The sequence below is a fragment of the Acetobacter sp. ESL1128 genome (assembly GCF_058505085.1).
Window position 1 is genome coordinate 78,943 of record NZ_CP196369.1, and the last position, 21,058, is coordinate 100,000.

The following is a 21,058-nucleotide window of genomic DNA, read 5'->3' on the forward strand; positions in this document are numbered from 1 at the left end:
TCCGCGGCGGGGGATCGACAATATTAGGCAGCTCATACCCATTATGCGGATACGGCTGGCACTTTGCGCCTTGGCCTGTGTGGGGTGTATGCCGCATGGGGCCGGGCAGTCTGGGGCGGGGCTGTGGTGGTCTGGGTAAGGGATTGTCGCGTGCACAGGCCGGTATCATGGCGGATGTCTGTTCCTTGTTTATCTTCCGCTCCAGGGTGTGCCGTGTGAATGGATGTAAGTAATTTGACCAGTGTTTTGCAGGCTATGCAGTCCTCCCCCTTCCTGCGGCATATGCTGGCACCCTGCTTTGTTCTGCAACAACCCGGTTCCGGGCGGCCTGTCTGTGTTCAGCCCGATGGGAGCATTGCCAGCTCTGCTGAACCGGTTGAGCCTGCTCAGGCATGGTTTTACGCCCGGTTTGCACTGGAACTGTCCGCCCTTGTGCGTGCCTGTTGCCCGCCTGCGGGGGCGGGTCTGGCGGAGGGGGTTAATGGGCAGCGCATGGCGCGCCTGCTGCTGGCTGCGGCAAGGGTTACGGCCTGTGCCTGGCAGACGGGGCCATTCTGCCCCCCCGGTGGGGCCGTGCCCATGCCATGTGCATGGGGGCATGGTCTGGCGGGGAGCACAGCGCCCGATGCCACCCAGCTTGCACGGTGCCTTCCGGAACTGGCTTTTTTTGTAGCTCCCGCCTTGCGCCCGCATGGGGTGGATGTGCCCGCTCTGCGGGCATGGGCCTGTGCCGCATGGCCGGGGTTGCAACCTGCGGAAGGGCTGGTTGTAAGCGGAGGGGACGAGCGGCTGGACCCCGGTGCGCAAACCGGCCTTAACCGGTATGGGTGCCAGCCTCTCCCCCGGTATGGGGAGCTGGATTTTTCTTCCTCCACCGCATCCACCCCAACACTGCCTGCGGCACGGGCCATGCATCAGGCGGCTACCCGGTTGATCCGCCTTGCGGTGGAGGGGCTGGGGGCCGAAGCCGTTGTGGAAGAAGCCAAGACCTTTCTGGCGGGGTTTTACCATCTGGATGGAGCCGGGCGGGTTGTGCTCGCGCCATCAGGGACCGACTGCGCTCTGGCCGCCACGGCGGTCATGGGGTTGTTGAACACACCGCTGACAACCATCGTCCCCGGTGTGGAAGAAACCGGGAGTGGCGTGCCGCTGGCGACCTGTGGCCGCCATTTTGCCCACCGCACCGCACGGGGGCTGGCTGTGCAGAAGGGCATGCCCATAGACGGGTTTATGCGGGATGCAGAGCATGTTGCGCTGGAACTGCGTGGCAGCAACGCGGAGCGTGTGCCCGATAACGCCCTGTTTGCCGCCTGCCAGCAGCATGTAGCCCGCGCGGTTGGGGCGGGGCGGCGCGTGCTGCTTTACATGCTGCATGTTTCCAAAACCGGGCAGCTTGTGTTGCCCGCCAGCAGGGTGCGCGCCCTGTGTGCGCAATACCCCGGTCAGGTGGATGTGCTGGTGGATGCCTGTCAGGCTCGCCTGCGGCCAGAGCTTGTGCGCCAGTACGGGGCGTGGGGCTGGGCGGTTATGGTTACGGGGTCCAAGTTTTTTACCGGCCCACCGTTTAGTGGCGCGCTGTTCCTGCCCGATAGCTGGCTGGCCCGCCTGCACGGCACAGCCTGCCTGCCCGCCGGTCTTGCGGCATATGCCTCGCGGGCTGAATGGCCGGACCTGCCTGCCTGCCGCACCCTGCCTGCGGGCCTGAACGCGGGCCTGTTCGTGCGCTGGAGTGGAGCACGGGCCGAAATGGAGGCATTTGCCGCCGTACCAGATGCGCAAAAGGCAGAGCGGTTGCAGCAGTTCATGCAGGGGGCCGCAGCCGCGCTGCGTGCCTGCCCGTTTGTGCGCCTGCTGCCCTCGGTGGCGTTGTCCACCCAGCCGGAGGCAGATGCGTGGGACAGCCTGCCGGGCATTTTTGCCTTTACTGTAATGCATGACGGTTGTGCGCTGGATTTTGCACAGGCCAGGCTGGTGCATGGCTGGCTGCTGGCGGATCTGACCCCCTACCTGCCCATGGACCTGCGGGGTGAGGAACGTGCCCTTGCGGCCCTGCCCTGCCATGTGGGGCAACCGGTTGCCCTGACCACGGCGCAGGGTGTTGAGGCAGGCATGGGCGCGCTTCGTGTTTCGGCCTCTGCACGGCATATTTCGGGCACGGGAGGGAGCTATGCGGCTGCCCCCGCCGTGGCAAAAGGGGTCTCCACGGCAGACCACTCCGTAGCGTGGATGCTGGCCAAGCTGGGCCTGATCCTGCGGTACTGGGCGGACCTTGCCCATGCACAGCCACCGTGCCACCCGCATGCGGCCCGTGCCAGCCTGTCCGGCGGTGGGTGTATGCCCGGGCAGGCCCCTGCTCTGGGCAGGCTGGGCATTTCTGCTCTTGCGCTCGGGCAAAGCTGATTCCACAACAGAGGCATGAGCGAACACATGATTGCCGAAAAAGCCTCATCCTCTTCTCAGGACCATTTTCTGGATGGGCCTGAACTTCCAACCGGTATTACCCGCTTCTGGCTGATCCGCCATGCTCTGGTGGAAGAAAACGCCCGTATGCGCATGTATGGCAGCATGGACGTGCCGCTCTGCCCCGACAGCCTGATTGCCCAGAAGCCCATGTACCGCGCGCTGGCCCAGCGTCTGCCGCAGGATGCACAGTGGTTCATAAGCCCGCTCTCTCGCACACGGCGCACCGCACAGGCGATTGAGGAGGCCGGGTACGGCCCCCGCCCGCTCACTGTGGAGCCGGACCTGATCGAGCAGAATCTGGGCACATGGCAGGGGCTGGAATACAAGGCTCTGCCTGCGCACCTGACCCTGCCCCCCCACCCGTTCTGGCCCGTTGCCGCCAGTGACTGCCCCCCGGAGGGGGAGAGCGTGATTGAGGTATGCAGCCGTGTTGGCCGCCTGCTGGACCGGCTGGCCAGAACACATGCAGGGCGCAACATTGTGGCCGTGGCCCATGGTGGGGTTATTCGTGCGGCTCTGGCGCATGCGCTGCGCATACACGCCGAAACCGCGCTGCATTTTTCGGTCCAGAACCTCTCCCTGACCATTCTGGAGCGGCTGGATACGGGCTGGCGGGTGGTTACGGTAAACGAGTTGCCGGGTATCTGAACACCGCGGTTTCTGGCATTCAGGTCAAACAGGTGGCTGGCCGTGCGGGCAGCCGTTATTCCCAGACGGATATTTCCCAGACGGAGGGCTTTGGTCCATGTCTTTCTCTCCCTCACACGCCGGGGCGCTGGCCGCCACAGACCAGTTGTTTTTTGCTCAGGAGCAGGCCCAGCTTAGTCGGGATGACGCCGAAAAGCTGACCCGCACGGCGCTGGACGGCATGGACGATGGCGAACTGTTCCTTGAATACCGTGAGAGCGAATCCATAGCACTGGATGACGGGGTTATCCGTTCCGCCTCCTTCAACACCAGCACGGGCTTTGGCCTGCGCGCGGTGCTGGGGGAAGAGACAGGCTTTGCCCATTCGGATGAGATGAGCCGCTCCTCCCTGCTGCGTGCAGCCGGTGCTGTGGGTGCGGTGCGCGCGGGCCGCTCGGGGGTTATGGCCCCCCCACCACGCCCCACCAACCAGCGGCTCTACACGGATGCCAACCCGCTGGGGGATACGGATTTTGCCGCCCGGTCCGGTCTGCTTTCCAGCATGGATGCCTACGCACGGGGCAAGGACCGGCGCGTGGTGCAGGTTATGGCCTCGCTCTCGGGCGAGTGGCAGGCCGTGCAGATCATCCGTGCCGATGGCGCGCGCGTGGCCGACCTGCGGCCACTGGTGCGGCTGAATGTGTCGGTTGTGGTGGAGCATGATGGCAAGCGCGAGAGCGGGAGCCACGGCCTTGGCGGACGTTACGAGATTAACCGCCTGCTGAATGAGGAAACATGGCAGGGTGCGGTGGACGAGGCCCTGCGTCAGGCGCTGGTGGCGCTGGAGGCACAGGCCGCCCCGGCAGGGGAAATGGAAGTGGTGCTGGGTGCTGGCTGGCCCGGTATTCTGCTGCACGAAGCCGTAGGCCACGGGCTGGAAGGCGATTTTAACCGCAAGGGAACATCCGTTTTTGCCGGGCGTATTGGCACGCGCGTGGCCTCCCCCGGGGTGACGGTCATAGATGACGGCTCCATGCCGGACCGCCGTGGCAGCCTGACCATAGATGACGAAGGCACACCCACAGGTCGCACGGTGCTGATTGAGGATGGTATTCTCAAAGGCTATTTGCAGGACCGGCTGAACGCACGGCTCATGGGGGTTGCCCCTACGGGGAATGGCCGCCGCCAGTCCTATGCGCATATGCCCCTGCCACGCATGACCAACACCATTATGCTCGAAGGCAACGCCACCACGGAGGAGATGATCCGCTCCGTCAAGCGTGGGCTGTATGCCGTGCATTTTGGTGGCGGGCAGGTGGATATTACGTCGGGCAAGTTCGTGTTTGCTGCCTCCGAAGCGTATCTGATTGAAAACGGGCGCGTTACGGCCCCGGTCAAGGGGGCAACGCTCATTGGCAGCGGGGCAGAGGCCATGACCCAGGTTTCCATGATCGGGGGTAATCTGGAACTGGACCCCGGTATTGGCACCTGCGGCAAGGCCGGGCAGGGCGTGCCGGTGGGTGTTGGGCAACCCACCCTTAAAATGACCGGGCTGACCGTGGGCGGCACGGCGTAAGGGCTGCACCAGTTGGTTATGGCCTGCGGTGGGCTGTTCCTGTTACGCGCCCTCTCATGCTAGAGCGTGTGCCTTGGGTTCTGCCCGCCTGATGCGGGCCGAAGGATAGGGACAGGAAAATGGTCGAGAGCGGATTTCGGAGTTCTTTCATGCGCGAGGCCGCGGCACGCGGCTTCATTTTCCAGTGCACGGATGCGCAGGCACTGGACGCACTTATGGAACGGGAGTCCATCTCGGCTTATATCGGCTTTGACCCCACGGCAGACAGCCTGCATGTGGGCGGGCTGATCCAGATTATGATGCTGCGCCTGCTGCAAAAGCATGGCCATCGCCCCATCGCCCTTGTGGGCGGCGGCACTGCCCGTATTGGCGACCCTTCCTTCAGGGAGGAAGCGCGGCGGCTGATGACGGATGACATCATCCAGACCAACCTTGCCGGCATAGAAGGGTGTCTGCGCCAGTTCCTGACCTTTGGCACGGGCCCTTCGGATGCCCTGCTGGTCAATAATGCCGACTGGCTGGACAAGCTGGCCTATATTGACCTGCTGCGCGATGTGGGGGTGCATTTTTCCATTAACCGCATGCTGGCCTTCGACTCCGTCAAGAATCGTCTGGAGCGTGAGCAGGGGCTGACTTTTCTGGAGTTCAACTACTCGATTCTCCAGTCCTATGACTTCCGCGAACTCAGCCGCAAATACGGGCTGGTGCTGCAACTTGGCGGCTCCGACCAGTGGGGCAACATTATCTCTGGCGTGGAACTGGTGCGCAGGACGGATCAGAAATCCGTCATGGGGCTGACCACTCCGCTGCTTACCACCTCCTCCGGCGCAAAAATGGGCAAAACGGCCAGTGGAGCTGTGTGGCTGTCCGAAAAACGTCTGCCTGTGTTTGATTACTGGCAGTTCTGGCGCAACACCGAGGATGCCGATGTCGGGCGCTTCCTGCGCCTGTTCACGGACCTGCCGCTTGAGGAATGTGCACGGCTTGAGAGCCTGCCGGGCGCGCAGATTAACGAAGCCAAAAAGGTGCTCGCGACCGAAGCCACGGCCCTGTGCCACGGGCGCGAGGCCGCTCTGGCCGCAGCCGAAGCCGCCCGCCAGACCTTTGAGGAAGGTGCGCTGACAGCCGCTGACCTGCCTGTGCATGAAGTGGCCCAGCCTGACCTTGCCGCAGGGATTCCCGTTTTCCGCCTGCTGGTGGAGGCAGGGCTTGCCAAAACCAATGGCGAGGCCCGGCGTTTGGTACGGGGCGGGGGCGCGCGCCTCAACAATGCCGTGATAGCGGATGAAAATCGCCTGATTGTGGAGCACGATAGTGTAGATGGCGCCATCAGGCTTTCTGCTGGCAAAAAACATCATGTGCTGGTGAAGGTAGGGTCCTGAACGCCAAGCCACCAGCAGGAGAGACAATGTTATGAAACGTCTTGTGTGCGCTCTGGCAGCATTGGGTTCTTTAACCGTTCTGGCAGGGTGTGCAGGCCCTGGTGGCCCCGGCCCACGGCCACGCCCGTACTACCCGTACGGCTATGCTGGTTCCAGCATACGGTATGATGACTATTACGGGTATGGCGGTGGGTATGCTGGTGGTGGCTGGTCCCGCCCTGCACCGCGCCCCCCCATGGGCAGGCCGGGTATGGGGCCTGGCCGCCCCGGTGGTGGCAATAATAATGGAGGGGGCTGGTCCCGCCCCGGCGGGGGTGGTCGTCCGGGGGGAGGTGGCCCCGGCGGTGGCGGCCAGCGCCCCGGTGGCGGTGCACAAGGTGGTGGTGGTCCATCCGGAGGTGGTTCGCCCGGTGGTGGCCATGGCGGCGGTCAGGGTGGTCCCGGTGGTGGGGGTGGCCCCAATAAAGGCCCCCCGCGCGGCTGAGCCACTTTGGGCTTTGCCTGATTGGGGTATGTCTGCAAAAGGCTCCGCCAGAGTGCGGGGCCTTTTTTGTATGGGAGGGGAGAATACCCAAACCCCGTGAGGGGCAGACGGGCTACTTTTCTTTCAGGTCGCTCGGAAGCCTGAAAAAAACCATGCCATATGCGTGGGGGTGTTGCTGGTGCTGCTGGACAGGATTGAACTGTCGACCTCTCCCTTACCAAGGGAGTGCTCTACCACTGAGCTACAGCAGCACTGCTTGCGGGGTTCTAGCCTTTTGGGCGCACCACCGCAAGAGTGGGGTGAACAAAAAAAGACGAAAATTAATCGTCCCTATGTGTTTTTTCCATACGCTCGTGCTGTTCCTGCGCCTCAATGGACAAGGTAGCGATCGGGCGGGCCTCCAGACGCTTCAGGCCGATGGGCTCACCGGTTTCCTCGCAGTAGCCATAGCTGCCGTTTTCAACCCGCTGGAGAGCAAGGTTGATCTTGCCAATCAGCTTGCGGGCACGGTCACGGGTGCGCAGTTCAAGGGCACGGTCCGTTTCCACGCTTGCGCGGTCGGTAATATCGGCTTCATGAATGCCACCTTCGGAAAGGCTGGCCAGGGTATCCCCCGCCTCTTTCAAAAGATCAGCGCGCCATTTGAGCAGTTTCTGCCGGAAGTATTCCGTCTGAAGAGGGTTCATGAACTCTTCTTCTTCTGACGGGCGATAATCTGGCGGTAAAGTAATCATGTCAGTCGTCAGCCTTTGCAATGACAGGAAACCTGCCTTGAAAGAATGACGCGGCTTATAGCGGCATCATGCTCGTGCGCCAAGAATTTTATGCACAGATGCCAGAAGAAAAGCAGGAGGGTCGGTCAGTAAGATAAAAGAAAAACTGATATTCGGAAAAAGTAATAAACAGAAAACATCCGATTATTAAAATTTCAATAAAATCCGATATGTGGCGCGCTACCCCTGCCACACGGGTTTTTGCTTTGGCGCAACAACTGGCCCAGCGCGGGAAAGGCCCTTACCTCCACGCATAAAAAAGGGGCCGTGCGCGCACGGCCCCTTGCATAAACTCTGGCGTATGTTGCCCGATTAGAACGGGATTTCATCATCCAGATCACCACCGCCGGAAGCATCCCAGCCGCCAGACGGTGCGCCACCGCCACCACCACGCTGCGGGGCAGGCAGGCGGGAGGATGCGCCGCCGTTACCGCCATTGCCGTAGTCCGAGCCGCCGCCGGTGTTGTAGCCGCCGTAGCTGCTGCCACCATTGCCGCCACCAAAGCCGCCCCCGCCAAAGCCGCCGCCACCTTCGCCTTCACCGCCGTTGCGGCTGTCCAGCAGAACCAGTTCGCCACGGAAGCGGTCCACAACCACTTCGGTCGTGTAGCGTTCCTGCCCGCCCTGATCGGTCCATTTGCGGGTCTGCAATGCGCCTTCAAGGTACACCTTGCGGCCTTTGCGCAGGAAACGTTCGGCAACGTCGGCCAGCCGGTCGTTAAAAATGACAACGCGGTGCCATTCGGTCCGCTCGCGCTTTTCGCCCGAGGCGCGGTCGTTCCATGTGTCGCTGGTAGCGAGGGAGAAGGACACGATTTTCTGCCCGCTCTGGCTGGAGCGGACTTCCGGGTCTTTGCCCAGATTGCCGACCAGAATGACCTTGTTAACGCTTCCAGCCATGGTTCTCTTCGCCTTCTGTAACCTGTGAGTTCGTTTTGTTCCGGTCTGTGTAGCGCAGCACGGGGTGCATGGTCCACCTATTGTGCGGGTGGCTCACGCCATACTTTACGCCAGCCGCCAGATGGACAGGCGCGCGGCACCATGCTGGCGTTCTGCCAGCAGTTCGTGCGGGCAGGCGGGGGCGTCCTCAGCGTCATTTGCAAAAGGCAGGGGTTCGTCGCGCCCGGTTTCAATCACGGCTATGGCGTTGGGGGCAATCCAGCCTCTGGCTTTCAGGGCGGCCAGAGCCGTGCCGGGCAGGTGCTTGTGGTAAGGCGGGTCCAGGAACACCAAGGTTGCAGGCGTTGCGCGGGCGGCTGGTGGAACGGTGACATCCCGCGGGTACACCGTGCAGCGTTCTTCCCACCCGCAGGCATGGATATTGGCGCGCAGGGCGGTGAGGGCCTGACGGTCGGTTTCAAAAAAAACGGCTCTTTCCGCCCCGCGGGACAAAGCTTCCAGCCCCAGAGCGCCCGTGCCTGCAAAGGCGTCCAGCACATGGGCACCTTCCAGCAGGGCCGCCCCACCCCACGGAGCATGGGCCAGTACGTCAAACAGGGCTTGGCGCACACGGTCTGCCGTGGGGCGTGTGGTGCCGCCAGAGGGGGCGTCCAGCACCCGGCCTTTGCGTGCCCCGGCAATAATGCGCACCATCAGCGGGCCTTGTGGCGGGCAGGAGCAGGCTGCTGGGCGGTTTTTTCCGGCGCTTTGGGCAACTGGTCACGCAGAACGCGGGGCGGAATTTCCTCCAGCTCACCTTTTTGCAGCGTGCCAAGGGGGAACGGCCCGTAGCTGGTGCGGATCAGGCGGCTGACATGCAGGTTAAGCCCGGCCATAACCTTACGGATCTCGCGGTTCTTGCCTTCCTTGAGCGAGACAGTGAGCCACGCGTTATCGCCCTTGCGCGAGTCGAGGGCTGCAATAATGGGGCCGTAACGCACGCCTTCAAACACGCAGCCATGGGCGAGGGAGGCCAGCCGCGCCTCGTCCACCACACCAAACACGCGCACGCGGTAGCGCCGCAGCCAGCCGTTGGAGGGCAGCTCCAGCCTGCGGGCCAGTTCACCATCATTGGTCAGCAGCAACAGCCCTTCGCTGTTCAGGTCAAGCCGCCCGACGCTGATCACGCGGGGCATGCCTTCTGGCAGGGAGGAAAAAACGGTTGGCCGTCCTTCGGGGTCCTTGTGGGTTGTTACCAGCCCGTCGGGCTTGTGGTAGCGCCACAGCCTTGTGCGCTCCGGGGTTGCAACCGGCTGGTTGTCCACCAGAACAATATCGCCATCGGTGACAAAGGTTGCCGGGTGCGTAACAGCCTGACTGTTCAGCCGCACGCGCCCTTCCTCAATCATGCGCTCTGCATCGCGCCGGCTGGCTACCCCTGAACGGGCCAGCCATTTTGCAATGCGTTCTCCCCGCGCTTCCTGTGTCACGCCTGTTCTCCTGCTGCCTGTACGAAGGCCTTGAAAAGTGTTCTGTCTGCCGGGTCTATGCCAAATTCCGGGTGCCATTGCACCCCAAGGCAAAAACGGTGGTCCGGGTCTTCTATGCCTTCTATCACGCCATCTTCGGCAATGGCATTCACCCGCCCGCGTCCGGGGGTGCCAACGGCCTGATGGTGGGCGGAATTAACGGCAATGCGTGTGGCCCCGCCGGTTATGCGGGCCAGAAGGGTGTCGGGCTGGATGTCCACGCCGTGGCTTGCCTCATCCCGCGGGTTGGGCTGCTCATGCGGCAAGGTTGTGGGGTTTGTGTCGGGCAGGTGCTGGATGAGCGTTGCACCAAGGTTTACGGCAATTAACTGCATGCCCCCGCATATGCCCAGCACGGGTATGTTGCGCTGCAACGCGGCGGCCAGCAGGGCGCTTTCGGCCCGTGTGCGGCGCGGGCGCAGGGTTACGCTGGGGTGGCGTTCGGACGCACCATAAAGCAGGGGATCAATATCAAACGCGCCACCGGTTATGAGCAGCCCGTCCAGCTTGGCCACGTATTCCAGCCCCAGTTGCGGGAACAGGGGCAGGGCTACCGGCAGGCCACCTGCGGTGGCTACGGCGCTCAGATAATTCTCGCGCAGGGCGCACCACGCAAAGCGGGAGTAACGCTCCGCGCCGCCGTCTTCCAGATCAAGGGTAATGCCAATAACGGGGCGCTCTGCTGCCATAAGCCTGTGGTCCTGCACAAAAAGCCGTTGGAAAACTGGAACTGCTTCGTGTCAGGTGCCACAGGTGCGTAAATTTTGCATCTTTTCCCGTCTGCCCCGTGCTGGGGCTGGTGTTTTGGAGCCGCTTCTAGCGGGTCAGAAACACCGGAATGCTATGGGGCATCATATGACTGCTCACAACCGGCCTGGTGGCAGGGGGGGAGGATTCGCCGGGGAGCCTGTCTGCAACAGCAAGACCAAACCCCATTGCGGCCGCGGCCAGAATGAAAGACAGAGAATGCATGGTTCCGACCTTTCCAGCCAAGAGTTGAGAGACGGTCAGGCCATAATCCGCACCGCACGCAAAGTGCATTGCGCTGTGCACGGATAATGGCGACTTTAAGGCAGGATGACAAAGTTATGGTGAGGTTTGCAAGAAGAATATGATGGTGCAGCCCCCGACCTGCTCAGACATGCGGATACCCAGCCATGAAAGGCGCTGCAATGGTGCGTGATACGCCCCTCCATTCCGGCAGGGAGTCGGGTATGGAGCTGGCCTTGCAGCAGGCCCATATGGCCGCCACACGGGGGGAGGTGCCAGTGGGTGCCGTGCTGCTGGATGCGCAAGGCACGGTGCTGGCACAGGCCGGTAACCGGGTGGAAGAACTGCAAGACCCCTCTGCCCATGCGGAAATGCTGGTCATGCGTGCCGCCGTGCACCAGCGGCAGGGCCGCAGGCTGGCGGACTGCACTCTGGTTGTGTCTTTGGAGCCGTGCCCGATGTGTGCGGCGGCCATGGCGCATTTTCGGGTAGGGCGGCTGGTTTTTGGGGCGTATGACCCCAAGGGCGGAGCGGTGGAACACGGCCCCCGCCTGCCTTACCGGGCCGAGGCCCTGCACCGCCCGGAAATTATAGGCGGCGTGCGTGAGTGTGAGGCCGGAGAACTGCTGAAAAGCTTTTTCCGGACCCTGCGGGGCGAGGAGCCTCTGCCCCCTGCATAAAACCCTGTGGGTTGGGTGGGTTAAAGGCTTTTTTTTTCCGAAAAGGAAACCATGTTAGCTTACAGGGCGTAAGGTGATGCAGGTTTTGGCAGCCGTCTGGTGCAGGTGGCCGCCAGAGCAGGCCGTGGTCACCCGAAACGAGTCCTGCTTGGGTACAACAAGGAACAGTCAAGATCGTGATGTCGGAAAAATCTGTGACAAACGTTTGCACGCGTGGCGGTCGCCGCAACTGGACCAAGGCTCTGCTGGCTGGCTGCATGCTGGTTTCCGCCGCCGGGCCGTGGGCTGGCGGTGTGTCCTGGGCGGATACGTCCAGCATGATCAAGCCCAGCGGCCCCGCCCAGCGGATTCCCGATTTTGTGGAGCTGGTCAAACAGGTCAAACCGGCGGTGGTGTCCATTACCTCCATGATCCGCTCCGACACCATGGAAGGTGAAGGCGGTGGCATGGGTGGCGGGCCTTTTCCGTTCCCTTTCCCGTTCCAGATGATGCCCCAGCCCTCCAAGCAGCTGATTGAGGCGCGCGGGTCTGGCTTTGTCATCTCGGCCGATGGGTACGTGGTGACCAACAACCATGTGGTCAAAGGGGCAACCAAGGTCAGCGTCACACTGGATGACGGCACAACCCTGCCTGCCAAGGTGGTCGGCCGCGATGGCAAGACCGATCTGGCTTTGCTCAAGGTTACGCCCACACAAAAACTGCCCTTTATTGAACTCGGCGAGTCCGATGACGTACAGCCGGGGGAATGGGTGATTGCCGTTGGCAACCCCTACGGTCTGGGTGGCACGGTTACGGCTGGTATTGTCTCCGCCCGTGGGCGTGACATCAACGAAGGCCCATACGACAACTTCATTCAGGTGGATGCCCCTATTAACCGCGGCAACTCTGGTGGCCCGCTCTTTACGCAGGACGGCAAGGTGGTGGGGGTCAACACCGCCATTCTCTCCCCCTCTGGCGGGGGGTCGATTGGTATTGGTTTTGCCATTCCGTCCGATACGGTGCGCAGCGTTGTGGACCAGTTGCGCAAGACCGGCCATGTGGTGCGCGGCTACCTTGGTGTAAACGCTCAGGTTATTTCCCCCGTTATGGCCAGCGCGCTTAACCTGCCTGCCCCCGCTGTTGCGGGTACGCCGCCCGCAGGTGCGCTGGTGGCCAGTGTCAGCCAGGACAGCCCGGCCGAAAAAGCGGGTCTCAAGGCTGAGGACGTGATTACCGATTTTAATGGCCAGAAAATTGCCACCCCGCATGATCTGGCCGTGCGTGTGGCGGCAGTGGCGCCGGGCACGCAGGTAACAATCGGCTTTGTGCGTGCAGGCAAGGCACAGACCGCCACCACCAAAATTGGCAATCTTGCCAGTGCTACGGGGGATGCGGGCAAAACGGCGAGCACCGCCGGCGGCCAGCATCTGGGTGTGGCTCTTGCCCCGCTTAACCGCGATACGCGCCAGCAGCTTGGTCTGCCGCAGGATACGCATGGCGTTGTGGTGAGCGATGTGGAGGCAGGTTCTCCTGCGGATCAGGCCGGGATTCGTCCGGGGGATGTCATTCAGTCTGTTGGTGGCCAACAGGTGGATATGCCCAAGGCGGCCGTCAGTCTGGTCAAAACGGCTATGGCGGCCAAAAAACCGGTGCTGCTGCGTATTCTGCGGGATGGGCAATCCCTGTTCATTGCCATTTCGCCCGATGGCAGTACCGCAGGTCTGCCATCGGATAACGGTGCTGGTAGCGGCGATGATGACGATAACTGAGGCAGATTTGTCCTGAGTTATCAGCCAAAAAAGGCCGGCTCCTGTGGAGTCGGCCTTTTTTAATACTTCAGTTTTATGAAATTAGGCGGCCCGCTCAGTCCGCTTTCTGCCCCGAGGCGATATTGAGCAGAGTCGCAACCGAAAGAATGCGGATGCGATGGTTTTCCGCGCTGGCAATCAGCATGCTGCGGCGGAAAGCGCTAATGGTCCGGCTTACGGTTTCAATGGTCAGGCCCAGATAATCGGCAATATCCACCCGTGTCATGGGGACAGAAGCCATGTTTTCCGCATCCTGCCGCCGGTTTGCGGTCTGGTGGAAGGCGCGCATCCGGTCGAGCAGAAAGGTGGCAACTTTTTCGCGTGCGGTTTTGCGGCCCAGCAGCAGCATCTGTTCCTGCGCTTCGGCCAGTTTGTCGGTTACGGCGGCTAACAGGCGGCGCTCAAATGTTGGGTAATCGCTCAGCAATGCCTCAAGCTGGGGGCGGAGGAAGCGGCACAGCCGCACATTATCCACCGTTTCTGCCCCAAAAGAGTATGTCTGCGCTGTGCTCAGGCCCAAAAACTGGCCTGCATCGGCAAAGCCCGTAATCTGCCTGCGTCCATCGGGGAGGGATTTGAAGAGTTTGACCGTGCCACGCGTGACATTGAAAAACGCCAGTGCAGGCTCTCCTTCTTCAACAATTGTTGTGCCCGGCGGCAGCAGTAACTGGCGGGAGGAGTGGGCCAGTGCGGCCAGTCCTTCCTCATCCATGCTGCTGCACAGGCTTTTGTTCCGGATGTCACACACAAGGCAACGCATGACATCCATATCCGCTTTGGGGGTATGAACTGCCCCGCCAGCGGGCGCGAAGGCAGATGTCTGGGGAGAAGATGTCATGCGATAAATCCAGAAAACCGTTTAGTATTAACCGGTTGCGGTCTGTTATAACGGTTGGGGCCGTAAAAGGTCGCCCCGCAGCATTGAGCTTTTGTTGACATAAATCAATCATGCCAAGGGATTATTTTAATTGCAGGCCAGAACTGCAAAAAAGTCGAAACCGGGGTCTGTGGTTAAAATGACACAGTTTTGACTCATCTTTGACCAGTATGCGCCAGACTTGATCTAAATCAAGGTTGCATGAGCGATGGCGTGGTCTTTCCGGCACAGAATTACAGTGCAGTGGAAGAGACAAAACACAATGGTCAAGTTCCGTTCCTTTCTGACAGCCACAGTGGCTGGTGTGGCCGCCCTGACCGGTGCGGCACAGGCGCAGACAGCAACCCCCAATGCTGCTTACGTCAATGCTCCGGTCATGAACCACATCCCGGACGCGCAGAAGCCCACTGGCCACTGCGGTATCTTTGAAACCTGCGCCAGCACCAAAATCGGTCTGGGCAAGGGTGACTTCATGGTGCGTCTGTCCGGCGTTGGCGTTCTGCCGCAGGACCGTGACAGCAGCGTGAAGGTCGCTGGCGTTGGCCACATGAACGGCACGCACCTGTCCACCACCAATCAGGCTATGCCGGAACTGACGGTTGAATACTTCATCACCGACAACCTGTCTGTTGACCTGATTGCAACCAGCACGCACCACCGTGTGAACGCAGTTGGTGGCGCGCTTGCTGGTGTGAGCGGCCGGCAGGTAACGGACGTTGGTTCCGCTTGGGTGCTGCCCCCCACTCTGACCTTCGCTTGGCATTTCCGTCCGCACAAGCGCTTCAACCCGTATGTGGGTGTGGGTGCAACGGCTATGTGGTTCCATAACGCACGTGGGTCGGGCCAGCTTGGGCTGACCAAACTGAATGGTGGTTTCACCGGTGGCCCGGCTGTGAACGTTGGTTTCGACTATCAGCTGGTCGGCAACTGGTTCTTCAACGCCGACGTCAAGCAGATGTTCGTTCGTATGCACGCATGGGCTGAAAACAGGGCCGAAACCCTCAAGGTTCGTGCTCATGAATCCCTGGACCCCACCGTGGTGTCCGCCGGTATTGCATACCGCTTCTGATCTAAGCTGATGAGCGCGGATCCCGTCTCTGACCTGATTTCCCGCTACGGCGGGAATCTGCCGCGCTATACCAGTTACCCGACCGCTGCGAGTTTTTCGGATGCGGTCGGGGCTCAGGACGTGGAAAGCTGGCTGCGTACGCTGCCAGCAGACCTGCCTGTTTCTCTGTATTTTCATGTTCCATTCTGTGATGAGCTCTGCCGGTTCTGTGGGTGCAATACCTCAGTCATGCGGCATGAGGACGGGCGCGTGGCCTATGGTGACCTGCTGCGCGAGGAAATGCGCCGGGTTGTAGCTCTAACGGGCGAGCAGCGCGTTGTGCATCATCTTCAGTTTGGCGGTGGTACGCCCACCACATTGCCACCGGCCTCGCTCCGGCAGCTTATGCGTGCCGTACGCACGTTCTTCCGTTTTTCCGATGATGCCGAACTGGCGATGGAAATGGACCCCCGCCATGTGCCCGAAGGTTATCCGGCACTCCTGGGTGATCTGGGGTTCAACCGCATCAGCCTTGGCGTGCAGGACCTGGACGAAAAGGTGCAGGAAGCCTGCGGTCGTCACCAGTCCTTTGCGCAGACCAAAAGCTGTATTGAGCAGGTACGCGCCGCGGGTGTTACGGGCGTTAATATCGACCTGATTTACGGCCTGCCCTACCAGACGGTAGAAAGCGTGGGTGAGACGGCCCGCCAGATTGCCCTGCTCCGCCCCGACCGGCTGGCCGTGTTTGGTTATGCCCACATTCCGTGGAAGCAGAAGCGCCAGAAGCTTATTCCTGAAAGCGCGCTACCGTCCTCTTCGGAGCGGCTGGCCCAGCGTGCGCAGATTGATGCCGTGTTGCAGGCGGCCGGGTATCAGGCCATTGGGCTGGACCATTACGCCCTGCCGGATGATGCCTTGGCCAAAGCTGCTAATGCCGGCACTCTGCACCGCAATTTTCAGGGTTACACAACGGATTCCTGCCCGGTGTTGCTGGGTATGGGGGCTTCGGCCATTTCCATGACCCCCGCAGGGTTTGCCCAGAATATTCCTACCGTTGCAACCTATGCCCGCGCACTGGCCGATTCGGCGGAACTGCCGGTTATGCGTGGGGTGGCCTGCACAGCGGAGGACCGCTACCGCGGGGCCATTATCGAACGTATTATGTGCGATCTGGCGGTGGACCTGCGCTCAAACCACATTCCCGATAACCCGGGTATGGATGGGTTTGTGGAGGAGCTGGCCAGCCTGCATCTGTTCGAGCGGGATGGGCTGATTACCCGCGCTGACAGCCGTATAGAGGTGACAGAAAAAGGGCGTCCGTTTTTGCGGAATGTCGCCGCTGTTTTTGACACGCGGCAGAAAGAGCTGGCTGCTGCAAGCACAGGCAAAGCGCCTGCTCCCCGTTTTTCTGGCGCGCTGTAAGGCAGGCCGTTCAAATTGGCATTTCTGCCATGCAACTTGATCATCGGGTTGTTTTGGCGCATGGAAGAACAGCTTCTGAACCGCAGAGGCAATGCTGCAAAAAGCCCGGCACCTCTGGTTCTCCAGCATATTTCTGTTTTATCGGAAGGATCGGACAACATGCGTCCTGATGCTCCTTTGCCCGGCCAGACCGGGTCTTTTACCCTGCCGGATAGGTTGCGCCACACACCTGCGGCCACATACCCGTTCGCGCACTGGATGCTTGAAAACGTTCTGGAACCCCCTGCCTGCGACGCCCTTGTGGACTGGAACCCGGGGGAGAGCGCCATCGCGGGGGATGTTGGCGGGCGGCGGGAAACGCGCAATGCCTTCCGCGTTTTTGTGGACCCGGCCGTGCGCGCAAGGGATGCCCGGCTGGACCGTATGGCCACGCTGCTGGATAGCGACCCCATGCGCCAGACGTTTGAAGCCATATGCGGCAGCCCACTGGATGAGGCCGCCCTCAGGCTGGAACTGTGTCTGGATACGGATGGATTCTGGCTTGAACCCCATACCGACATCGGGGCCAAAAAACTGACCCTGCTTATCTCCCTTTCCACGGGGGAGGATGCACAGCAATGGGGCACGGACCTGATGACACCGCAGGGCGAATCTGTTGCCCGTGCATCTGGCGTGTTCAATTCGGGGGTGTTGTTCATCCCCTCAGACAAGACATGGCATGGCTTTGTGCAGCGCCCGATCCGGGGTACACGGCGGACCCTGATCGTCAATTTTGTCGATAAAAACTGGCGTGCCGTGCACGAACTGGCCTTTGGACCGCGTATGGCCCGGGCCTGACCTTTCCTGTTTGGCGGAAAAGGCGCAAAACGGGCCGGGGTGCCCGTTTTTTGCAATTCTGTGACAAATCGGGTTTAGGAAAGCTACAGAAATTTCAACGGGGATAAAACGGGAATGAGTGAACCTGTGCGTGAGTCGATGGAGTTCGATGTTGTCATTGTTGGCGGTGGCCCCGCCGGACTGGCTGCCGCCATTCGCCTGCGCCAGCTTTCGCCGCAAACCAGTGTCTGCCTGATTGAAAAAGGGAGCGAGATCGGGGCGCATATTGTATCCGGCGCCGTGATCGAGCCGCGCGCACTGGCCGAACTGCTGCCCGACTGGCGCGAACGCGGTGCGCCGCTGGATACGCCTGTAACGGCGGAAGATATGTTCTACCTGACCGAAACAGGCAGTATTCGGGTGCCCATGCTCGACAAGGTCATGCCGCACATGGCCAACCACGGGAATTACATTGTCAGTCTGGGCGAGGTCTGCCGCTGGCTGGCCGTGCAGGCCGAGGAACTGGGGGTGGAAATCTACCCCGGTTTTGCTGGGGCCGAAGTGCTGATCGAACGCAACCGCGTGGTGGGTGTGGCCACGGGGGACATGGGTGTGGGGCGTGACGGCAAACCCGGCCCCAACTACCAGCCCGGCATGGAACTGCGTGGGCGCTACACCCTGTTTGCAGAAGGCTGCCGTGGCTCCCTGACCAAGCAGGTCATGGCCCATTACGACCTGCGCAAGGATGCAGACCCGCAGACCTACGGCCTAGGCATTAAGGAAGTGTGGGAAATCCCGGCAGAAAACCATCGCCCCGGTCTGGTGCAGCACAGCTTTGGCTGGCCGCTGGACAACGGCACGTATGGTGGCGCGTGGCTGTACCATTTTGGCGAAAACCTTGTGTCCTATGGCTTTGTCATCGGGCTGGATTACGCCAACACATGGCTCTCCCCGTTCGAGGAAATGCAGCGCGTCAAGCTGCATCCGGCTTTCCGCCAGCATCTGGAAGGGGGGCGGCGTATTTCCTACGGTGCGCGTGCCCTGTCCGAGGGTGGTTTGCAGTCCATTCCGCGCCTGACCTTCCCCGGTGGTGCGCTGATCGGGGATTCGGCAGGGTTTTTGAATGTGCCCAAAATCAAGGGCACGCATACATCCATGAAGTCGGGCATGCTGGCGGCGGAAGCCGTGGTGGATGCCATGAAAACCGACCGCGTAGAGCCGGGCTCCTATACGCAGAAGGTCCGGCAGTCCTGGCTGTGGCAGGAACTGCGCACCGCACGCAACATTCGTCCCGCCTTTGCCCGCTTTGGGGCCATGGGTGGCGCGGTGTATGCGGGGCTGGATGCCATGGTGCTGCGTGGACGCGCCCCATGGACGCTCCACTTCAAACATCAGGATAACGAAACGCTGCGCGCGGCTGATCTGTGCGCAAAGCCGTTTTACCCCAAGCCCGATGGCAAGCTGACATTTGATCGTCTGTCTTCCGTCTTCCTGTCCGCGACCAATCATGAGGAGGACCAGCCGGTGCATCTGCGGCTTAAAAATCCGTCCTTGTGGAAAACGGTCAACTGGGATGTGTTCCACGCACCAGAGGCGCGTTATTGCCCGGCAGGTGTGTACGAAGTGGCGGATGAGCAGACAGCGCCACATCTGCAAATCAATGCCCAGAACTGCGTACATTGCAAAACGTGTGACATTAAGGACCCCACCCAGAATATAGACTGGACCACGCCCGAAGGGGGTGGTGGGCCGAATTATCCGGCTGGTATGTGAATTTCGGTCAAAGTACGATAAAGAACCGTCCGAACCATCCTGCGTCTGCAAGCGAAAGAAGTCATGAAGATACTCGTACCTGTAAAGCGGGTTGTTGATTACAACATCAAACCGCGCGTCAAGGCGGATGGCAGCGGAGTGGAAACCGCTGGCGTCAAGATGTCCATGAATCCGTTTGACGAAATTGCGGTGGAAGAAGCCGTGCGCCTGCGTGAAAAAGGCGCTGCTTCGGAAGTCGTGGTTGTGTCCATTGGTGTGCAGCAGGCGCAGGACACCCTGCGTACCGCCATGGCCATGGGCGCTGACCGGGCCATTCTGGTGCTGACCGATGAAAGCCCCGAACCTCTGGCTGTTGCCAAGGTGCTCAAAACACTGGTCGAAAAAGAAGGCCCCTCGCTGGTTGTGCTGGGCAAACAGGCCATTGATGATGACATGAACGCAACGGGCCAGATGCTGGCCGGCCTGCTGGGCTGGGGTCAGGGTACCTTTGCCAGCAAGGTTGATGTGGTCGATGGCCGCGTGAATGTCAGCCGTGAAATTGATGGCGGCACGGAGCAGGTCTCCCTTACCCTGCCAGCCATTATCACGGCCGACCTGCGCCTGAACGAGCCGCGCTACGCCTCCCTGCCCAACATCATGAAAGCCAAGAAAAAGCCGCTGGAAACCATTCCTGCCGCTGACCTTGGTGTGGACATGGCCCCGCGTCTGACGGTTGTTTCCGTTGCGGAACCCGCAGAACGCAAGGCGGGGATCAAGGTTGGCTCTGCAACAGAGCTGGTGGAAAAACTGCGTAACGAAGCAAAGGTGATCTGAACATGACCGCTCTTGTTCTTCTGGATCATGAAGGCGGCCAGATCAGGAAGGCAGCCCTTTCTGCTGTAACCGCCGCAACCCGTCTGGGTGATGTGCATGTGCTGGTCGCCGGGGATGCCGCTCTGGCACAGGCTGCAAGCCAGATTGCAGGCGTGTCCAAGGTGCTGCATGCGGCAGATGCCCGCTATGCGCATGAACTGGCCGAGCCTCTGGCAGCCCTGCTTGTCTCCCTTGCTGGTAGCTACGACCATATCGTGGCCGCTGCGGGTGCCACGGGCAAGAACGTGCTGCCGCGTGCAGCTGCCCTGCTGGACGTGCAGCCCATCCCCGATGTGGTGAGCATTGTGGACGCGCAAACCTTTGTGCGCCCGATTTACGCTGGCAACGCACTGGCGACCGTGCGTTCCTCCGACGCCAAAAAAGTCCTGACCGTGCGCAGTGCATCGTTTGATGCCGCCCCGGCCGAAGGTGGCAGCGCCCCGGTTGAGGCTGTCGCAGCGGTAGATAGCCCTGACGTGTCCCGCTTTGAGGCCGTTCAGCTGTCTGACTCCGCCCGCCCCGATCTGGAATCGGCACGCGTTGTGGTGTCCGGCGGTCGTGGCATGGGTAGTGAGGAAAAGTTCCACGCGCTGGACCCGCTGGCCGATGTGCTGGGTGCTGCCGTTGGTGCTTCCCGCGCTGCAGTCGATTCCGGTTTTGTGCCCAACGAATTGCAGGTCGGCCAGACCGGCAAGATCGTGGCACCGGAACTGTACATGGCGTTTGGTATTTCCGGCGCAATCCAGCATCTGGCAGGCATGAAGGACAGCCGCGTGATCGTGGCCGTGAACAAAGACCCCGAAGCCCCCATCTTTCAGGTGGCGGATTACGGTATTGTGGGCGATCTGTTTGAGGTTGTGCCGCAGTTGGTGGAAGAGCTTAAAAAATAAGCGCATCCCCATAATCGCGTGCTTGAAAAGCCCGTATGCCCTTGTGGCGTACGGGCTTTTTTTATGGGGTTATTCCGCGCCGTAAGCCGCCATGAACACCCGGACGGCGGCATGGATCACTTTTTCTTCCTCCTCCGCACTGTTTTCCGGGTTCAGGTTAAAACGGCGCAGATGGGCGATGCGTGTCTGGCACAGGGCAAAAAACTGCTC

Annotated in this window: 21 protein-coding genes and 1 tRNA gene (1 of these 22 cut by a window edge); 13 read left to right on the forward strand and 9 right to left on the reverse strand. The window is 61.0% G+C overall.

What is annotated here, in order from left to right; all coding sequences use genetic code 11:
• Positions 1-219: 219 nt before the first annotated feature.
• From ACSYTG_RS00395 to ACSYTG_RS00415, 5 genes are all read left to right on the forward strand, one after another.
• Positions 220-2,400, forward strand: coding sequence for a GMP reductase (locus tag ACSYTG_RS00395; protein WP_489783493.1), 2,181 nt, complete (start codon positions 220-222; stop codon positions 2,398-2,400).
• 15 nt (positions 2,401-2,415) lie between these two features.
• Positions 2,416-3,111, forward strand: a complete 696-nt coding sequence (locus tag ACSYTG_RS00400) for a histidine phosphatase family protein (protein WP_086647052.1) — start codon at positions 2,416-2,418, stop codon at positions 3,109-3,111.
• A 97-nt stretch (positions 3,112-3,208) separates the two neighbouring features.
• Positions 3,209-4,666 (forward strand): metalloprotease TldD, encoded by a 1,458-nt coding sequence (gene tldD / locus ACSYTG_RS00405; RefSeq protein ID WP_095349461.1) that lies wholly within the window; start codon positions 3,209-3,211, stop codon positions 4,664-4,666.
• 119 nt (positions 4,667-4,785) lie between these two features.
• Positions 4,786-6,048 carry a tyrosine--tRNA ligase gene (gene tyrS / locus ACSYTG_RS00410; protein WP_095349460.1) on the forward strand — a complete coding sequence of 421 codons (1,263 nt, stop codon included), beginning with the start codon at positions 4,786-4,788 and terminating at the stop codon, positions 6,046-6,048.
• A 31-nt stretch (positions 6,049-6,079) separates the two neighbouring features.
• Positions 6,080-6,532, forward strand: coding sequence for a hypothetical protein (locus ACSYTG_RS00415; RefSeq protein ID WP_489783496.1), 453 nt, complete (start codon positions 6,080-6,082; stop codon positions 6,530-6,532).
• A gap of 176 nt (positions 6,533-6,708) precedes the next feature.
• Here ACSYTG_RS00415 and ACSYTG_RS00420 read toward each other — a convergent pair.
• The 7 genes from ACSYTG_RS00420 to ACSYTG_RS00450 all read right to left on the reverse strand — a co-directional run bounded on the left by ACSYTG_RS00420 (position 6,709) and on the right by ACSYTG_RS00450 (position 10,685).
• Positions 6,709-6,783, reverse strand: a tRNA-Thr gene (locus ACSYTG_RS00420).
• 69 nt (positions 6,784-6,852) lie between these two features.
• Positions 6,853-7,266: an RNA polymerase-binding protein DksA gene (gene dksA / locus ACSYTG_RS00425; RefSeq protein WP_086647048.1), complete on the reverse strand. Its 414-nt coding sequence runs from the start codon at positions 7,264-7,266 to the stop codon at positions 6,853-6,855.
• Positions 7,267-7,617: 351 nt separating this feature from the next.
• Positions 7,618-8,205, reverse strand: a complete 588-nt coding sequence (ssb, locus tag ACSYTG_RS00430; protein WP_086647047.1) for a single-stranded DNA-binding protein — start codon at positions 8,203-8,205, stop codon at positions 7,618-7,620.
• A 105-nt stretch (positions 8,206-8,310) separates the two neighbouring features.
• Entirely contained in the window at positions 8,311-8,898 is a 588-nt protein-coding gene (rsmD, locus tag ACSYTG_RS00435; protein ID WP_489783499.1) for a 16S rRNA (guanine(966)-N(2))-methyltransferase RsmD, read from the reverse strand.
• Positions 8,898-9,674, reverse strand: a complete 777-nt coding sequence (locus ACSYTG_RS00440; RefSeq protein ID WP_278740425.1) for a pseudouridine synthase — start codon at positions 9,672-9,674, stop codon at positions 8,898-8,900. Before ACSYTG_RS00440 ends, rsmD begins: the two co-directional genes overlap by 1 nt.
• The gene (locus tag ACSYTG_RS00445; protein ID WP_086647044.1) at positions 9,671-10,402 is read right to left on the reverse strand and encodes a gamma-glutamyl-gamma-aminobutyrate hydrolase family protein; all 732 of its coding nucleotides are present in this window, start codon (positions 10,400-10,402) and stop codon (positions 9,671-9,673) included. Before ACSYTG_RS00445 ends, ACSYTG_RS00440 begins: the two co-directional genes overlap by 4 nt.
• A 127-nt stretch (positions 10,403-10,529) precedes the next feature.
• A complete protein-coding gene (locus ACSYTG_RS00450) occupies positions 10,530-10,685 on the reverse strand; it encodes a hypothetical protein (protein ID WP_179290125.1) in 156 nt (51 codons plus the stop codon).
• A 242-nt stretch (positions 10,686-10,927) separates the two neighbouring features.
• Between ACSYTG_RS00450 and ACSYTG_RS00455 the strand changes: the two genes are divergently transcribed.
• Both ACSYTG_RS00455 and ACSYTG_RS00460 read left to right on the forward strand, forming a co-directional pair.
• A complete protein-coding gene (locus ACSYTG_RS00455; protein ID WP_415420882.1) occupies positions 10,928-11,383 on the forward strand; it encodes a nucleoside deaminase in 456 nt (151 codons plus the stop codon).
• A gap of 179 nt (positions 11,384-11,562) precedes the next feature.
• Complete coding sequence (locus ACSYTG_RS00460) at positions 11,563-13,131, forward strand: Do family serine endopeptidase (RefSeq protein ID WP_489783502.1); 1,569 nt, start codon at positions 11,563-11,565, stop codon at positions 13,129-13,131.
• Between the two features lie 94 nt (positions 13,132-13,225).
• On the opposite strand, the gene ACSYTG_RS00465 is transcribed toward ACSYTG_RS00460, so the two are convergent.
• Entirely contained in the window at positions 13,226-14,008 is a 783-nt protein-coding gene (locus ACSYTG_RS00465) for a Crp/Fnr family transcriptional regulator (protein ID WP_253528987.1), read from the reverse strand.
• Positions 14,009-14,309: 301 nt separating this feature from the next.
• Between ACSYTG_RS00465 and ACSYTG_RS00470 the strand changes: the two genes are divergently transcribed.
• The 6 genes from ACSYTG_RS00470 (at position 14,310) to ACSYTG_RS00495 (ending at position 20,848) form a co-directional block, all read left to right on the forward strand.
• Positions 14,310-15,116 carry an OmpW/AlkL family protein gene (locus ACSYTG_RS00470; RefSeq protein WP_415420879.1) on the forward strand — a complete coding sequence of 269 codons (807 nt, stop codon included), beginning with the start codon at positions 14,310-14,312 and terminating at the stop codon, positions 15,114-15,116.
• 9 nt (positions 15,117-15,125) lie between these two features.
• Positions 15,126-16,517 carry an oxygen-independent coproporphyrinogen III oxidase gene (gene hemN / locus ACSYTG_RS00475; protein WP_095349453.1) on the forward strand — a complete coding sequence of 464 codons (1,392 nt, stop codon included), beginning with the start codon at positions 15,126-15,128 and terminating at the stop codon, positions 16,515-16,517.
• Positions 16,518-16,676: 159 nt separating this feature from the next.
• Positions 16,677-17,354, forward strand: coding sequence for a 2OG-Fe(II) oxygenase (locus ACSYTG_RS00480; protein ID WP_086647074.1), 678 nt, complete (start codon positions 16,677-16,679; stop codon positions 17,352-17,354).
• Positions 17,355-17,468: 114 nt separating this feature from the next.
• Complete coding sequence (locus ACSYTG_RS00485) at positions 17,469-19,106, forward strand: electron transfer flavoprotein-ubiquinone oxidoreductase (RefSeq protein ID WP_086647039.1); 1,638 nt, start codon at positions 17,469-17,471, stop codon at positions 19,104-19,106.
• A gap of 63 nt (positions 19,107-19,169) precedes the next feature.
• A complete protein-coding gene (locus tag ACSYTG_RS00490) occupies positions 19,170-19,919 on the forward strand; it encodes an electron transfer flavoprotein subunit beta/FixA family protein (RefSeq protein ID WP_165925764.1) in 750 nt (249 codons plus the stop codon).
• Positions 19,920-19,921: 2 nt separating this feature from the next.
• Positions 19,922-20,848, forward strand: a complete 927-nt coding sequence (locus ACSYTG_RS00495; protein ID WP_165925765.1) for an FAD-binding protein — start codon at positions 19,922-19,924, stop codon at positions 20,846-20,848.
• Between the two features lie 69 nt (positions 20,849-20,917).
• On the opposite strand, the gene ACSYTG_RS00500 is transcribed toward ACSYTG_RS00495, so the two are convergent.
• Positions 20,918-21,058, reverse strand: the final stretch of a protein-coding gene (locus ACSYTG_RS00500; protein ID WP_095349449.1) for a TetR/AcrR family transcriptional regulator. The gene runs 507 nt beyond the window's last position; 141 of the gene's 648 nt are visible here — the last part of the coding sequence; its start codon lies beyond the right edge, outside the window — the gene reads right to left on this strand; the stop codon is at positions 20,918-20,920.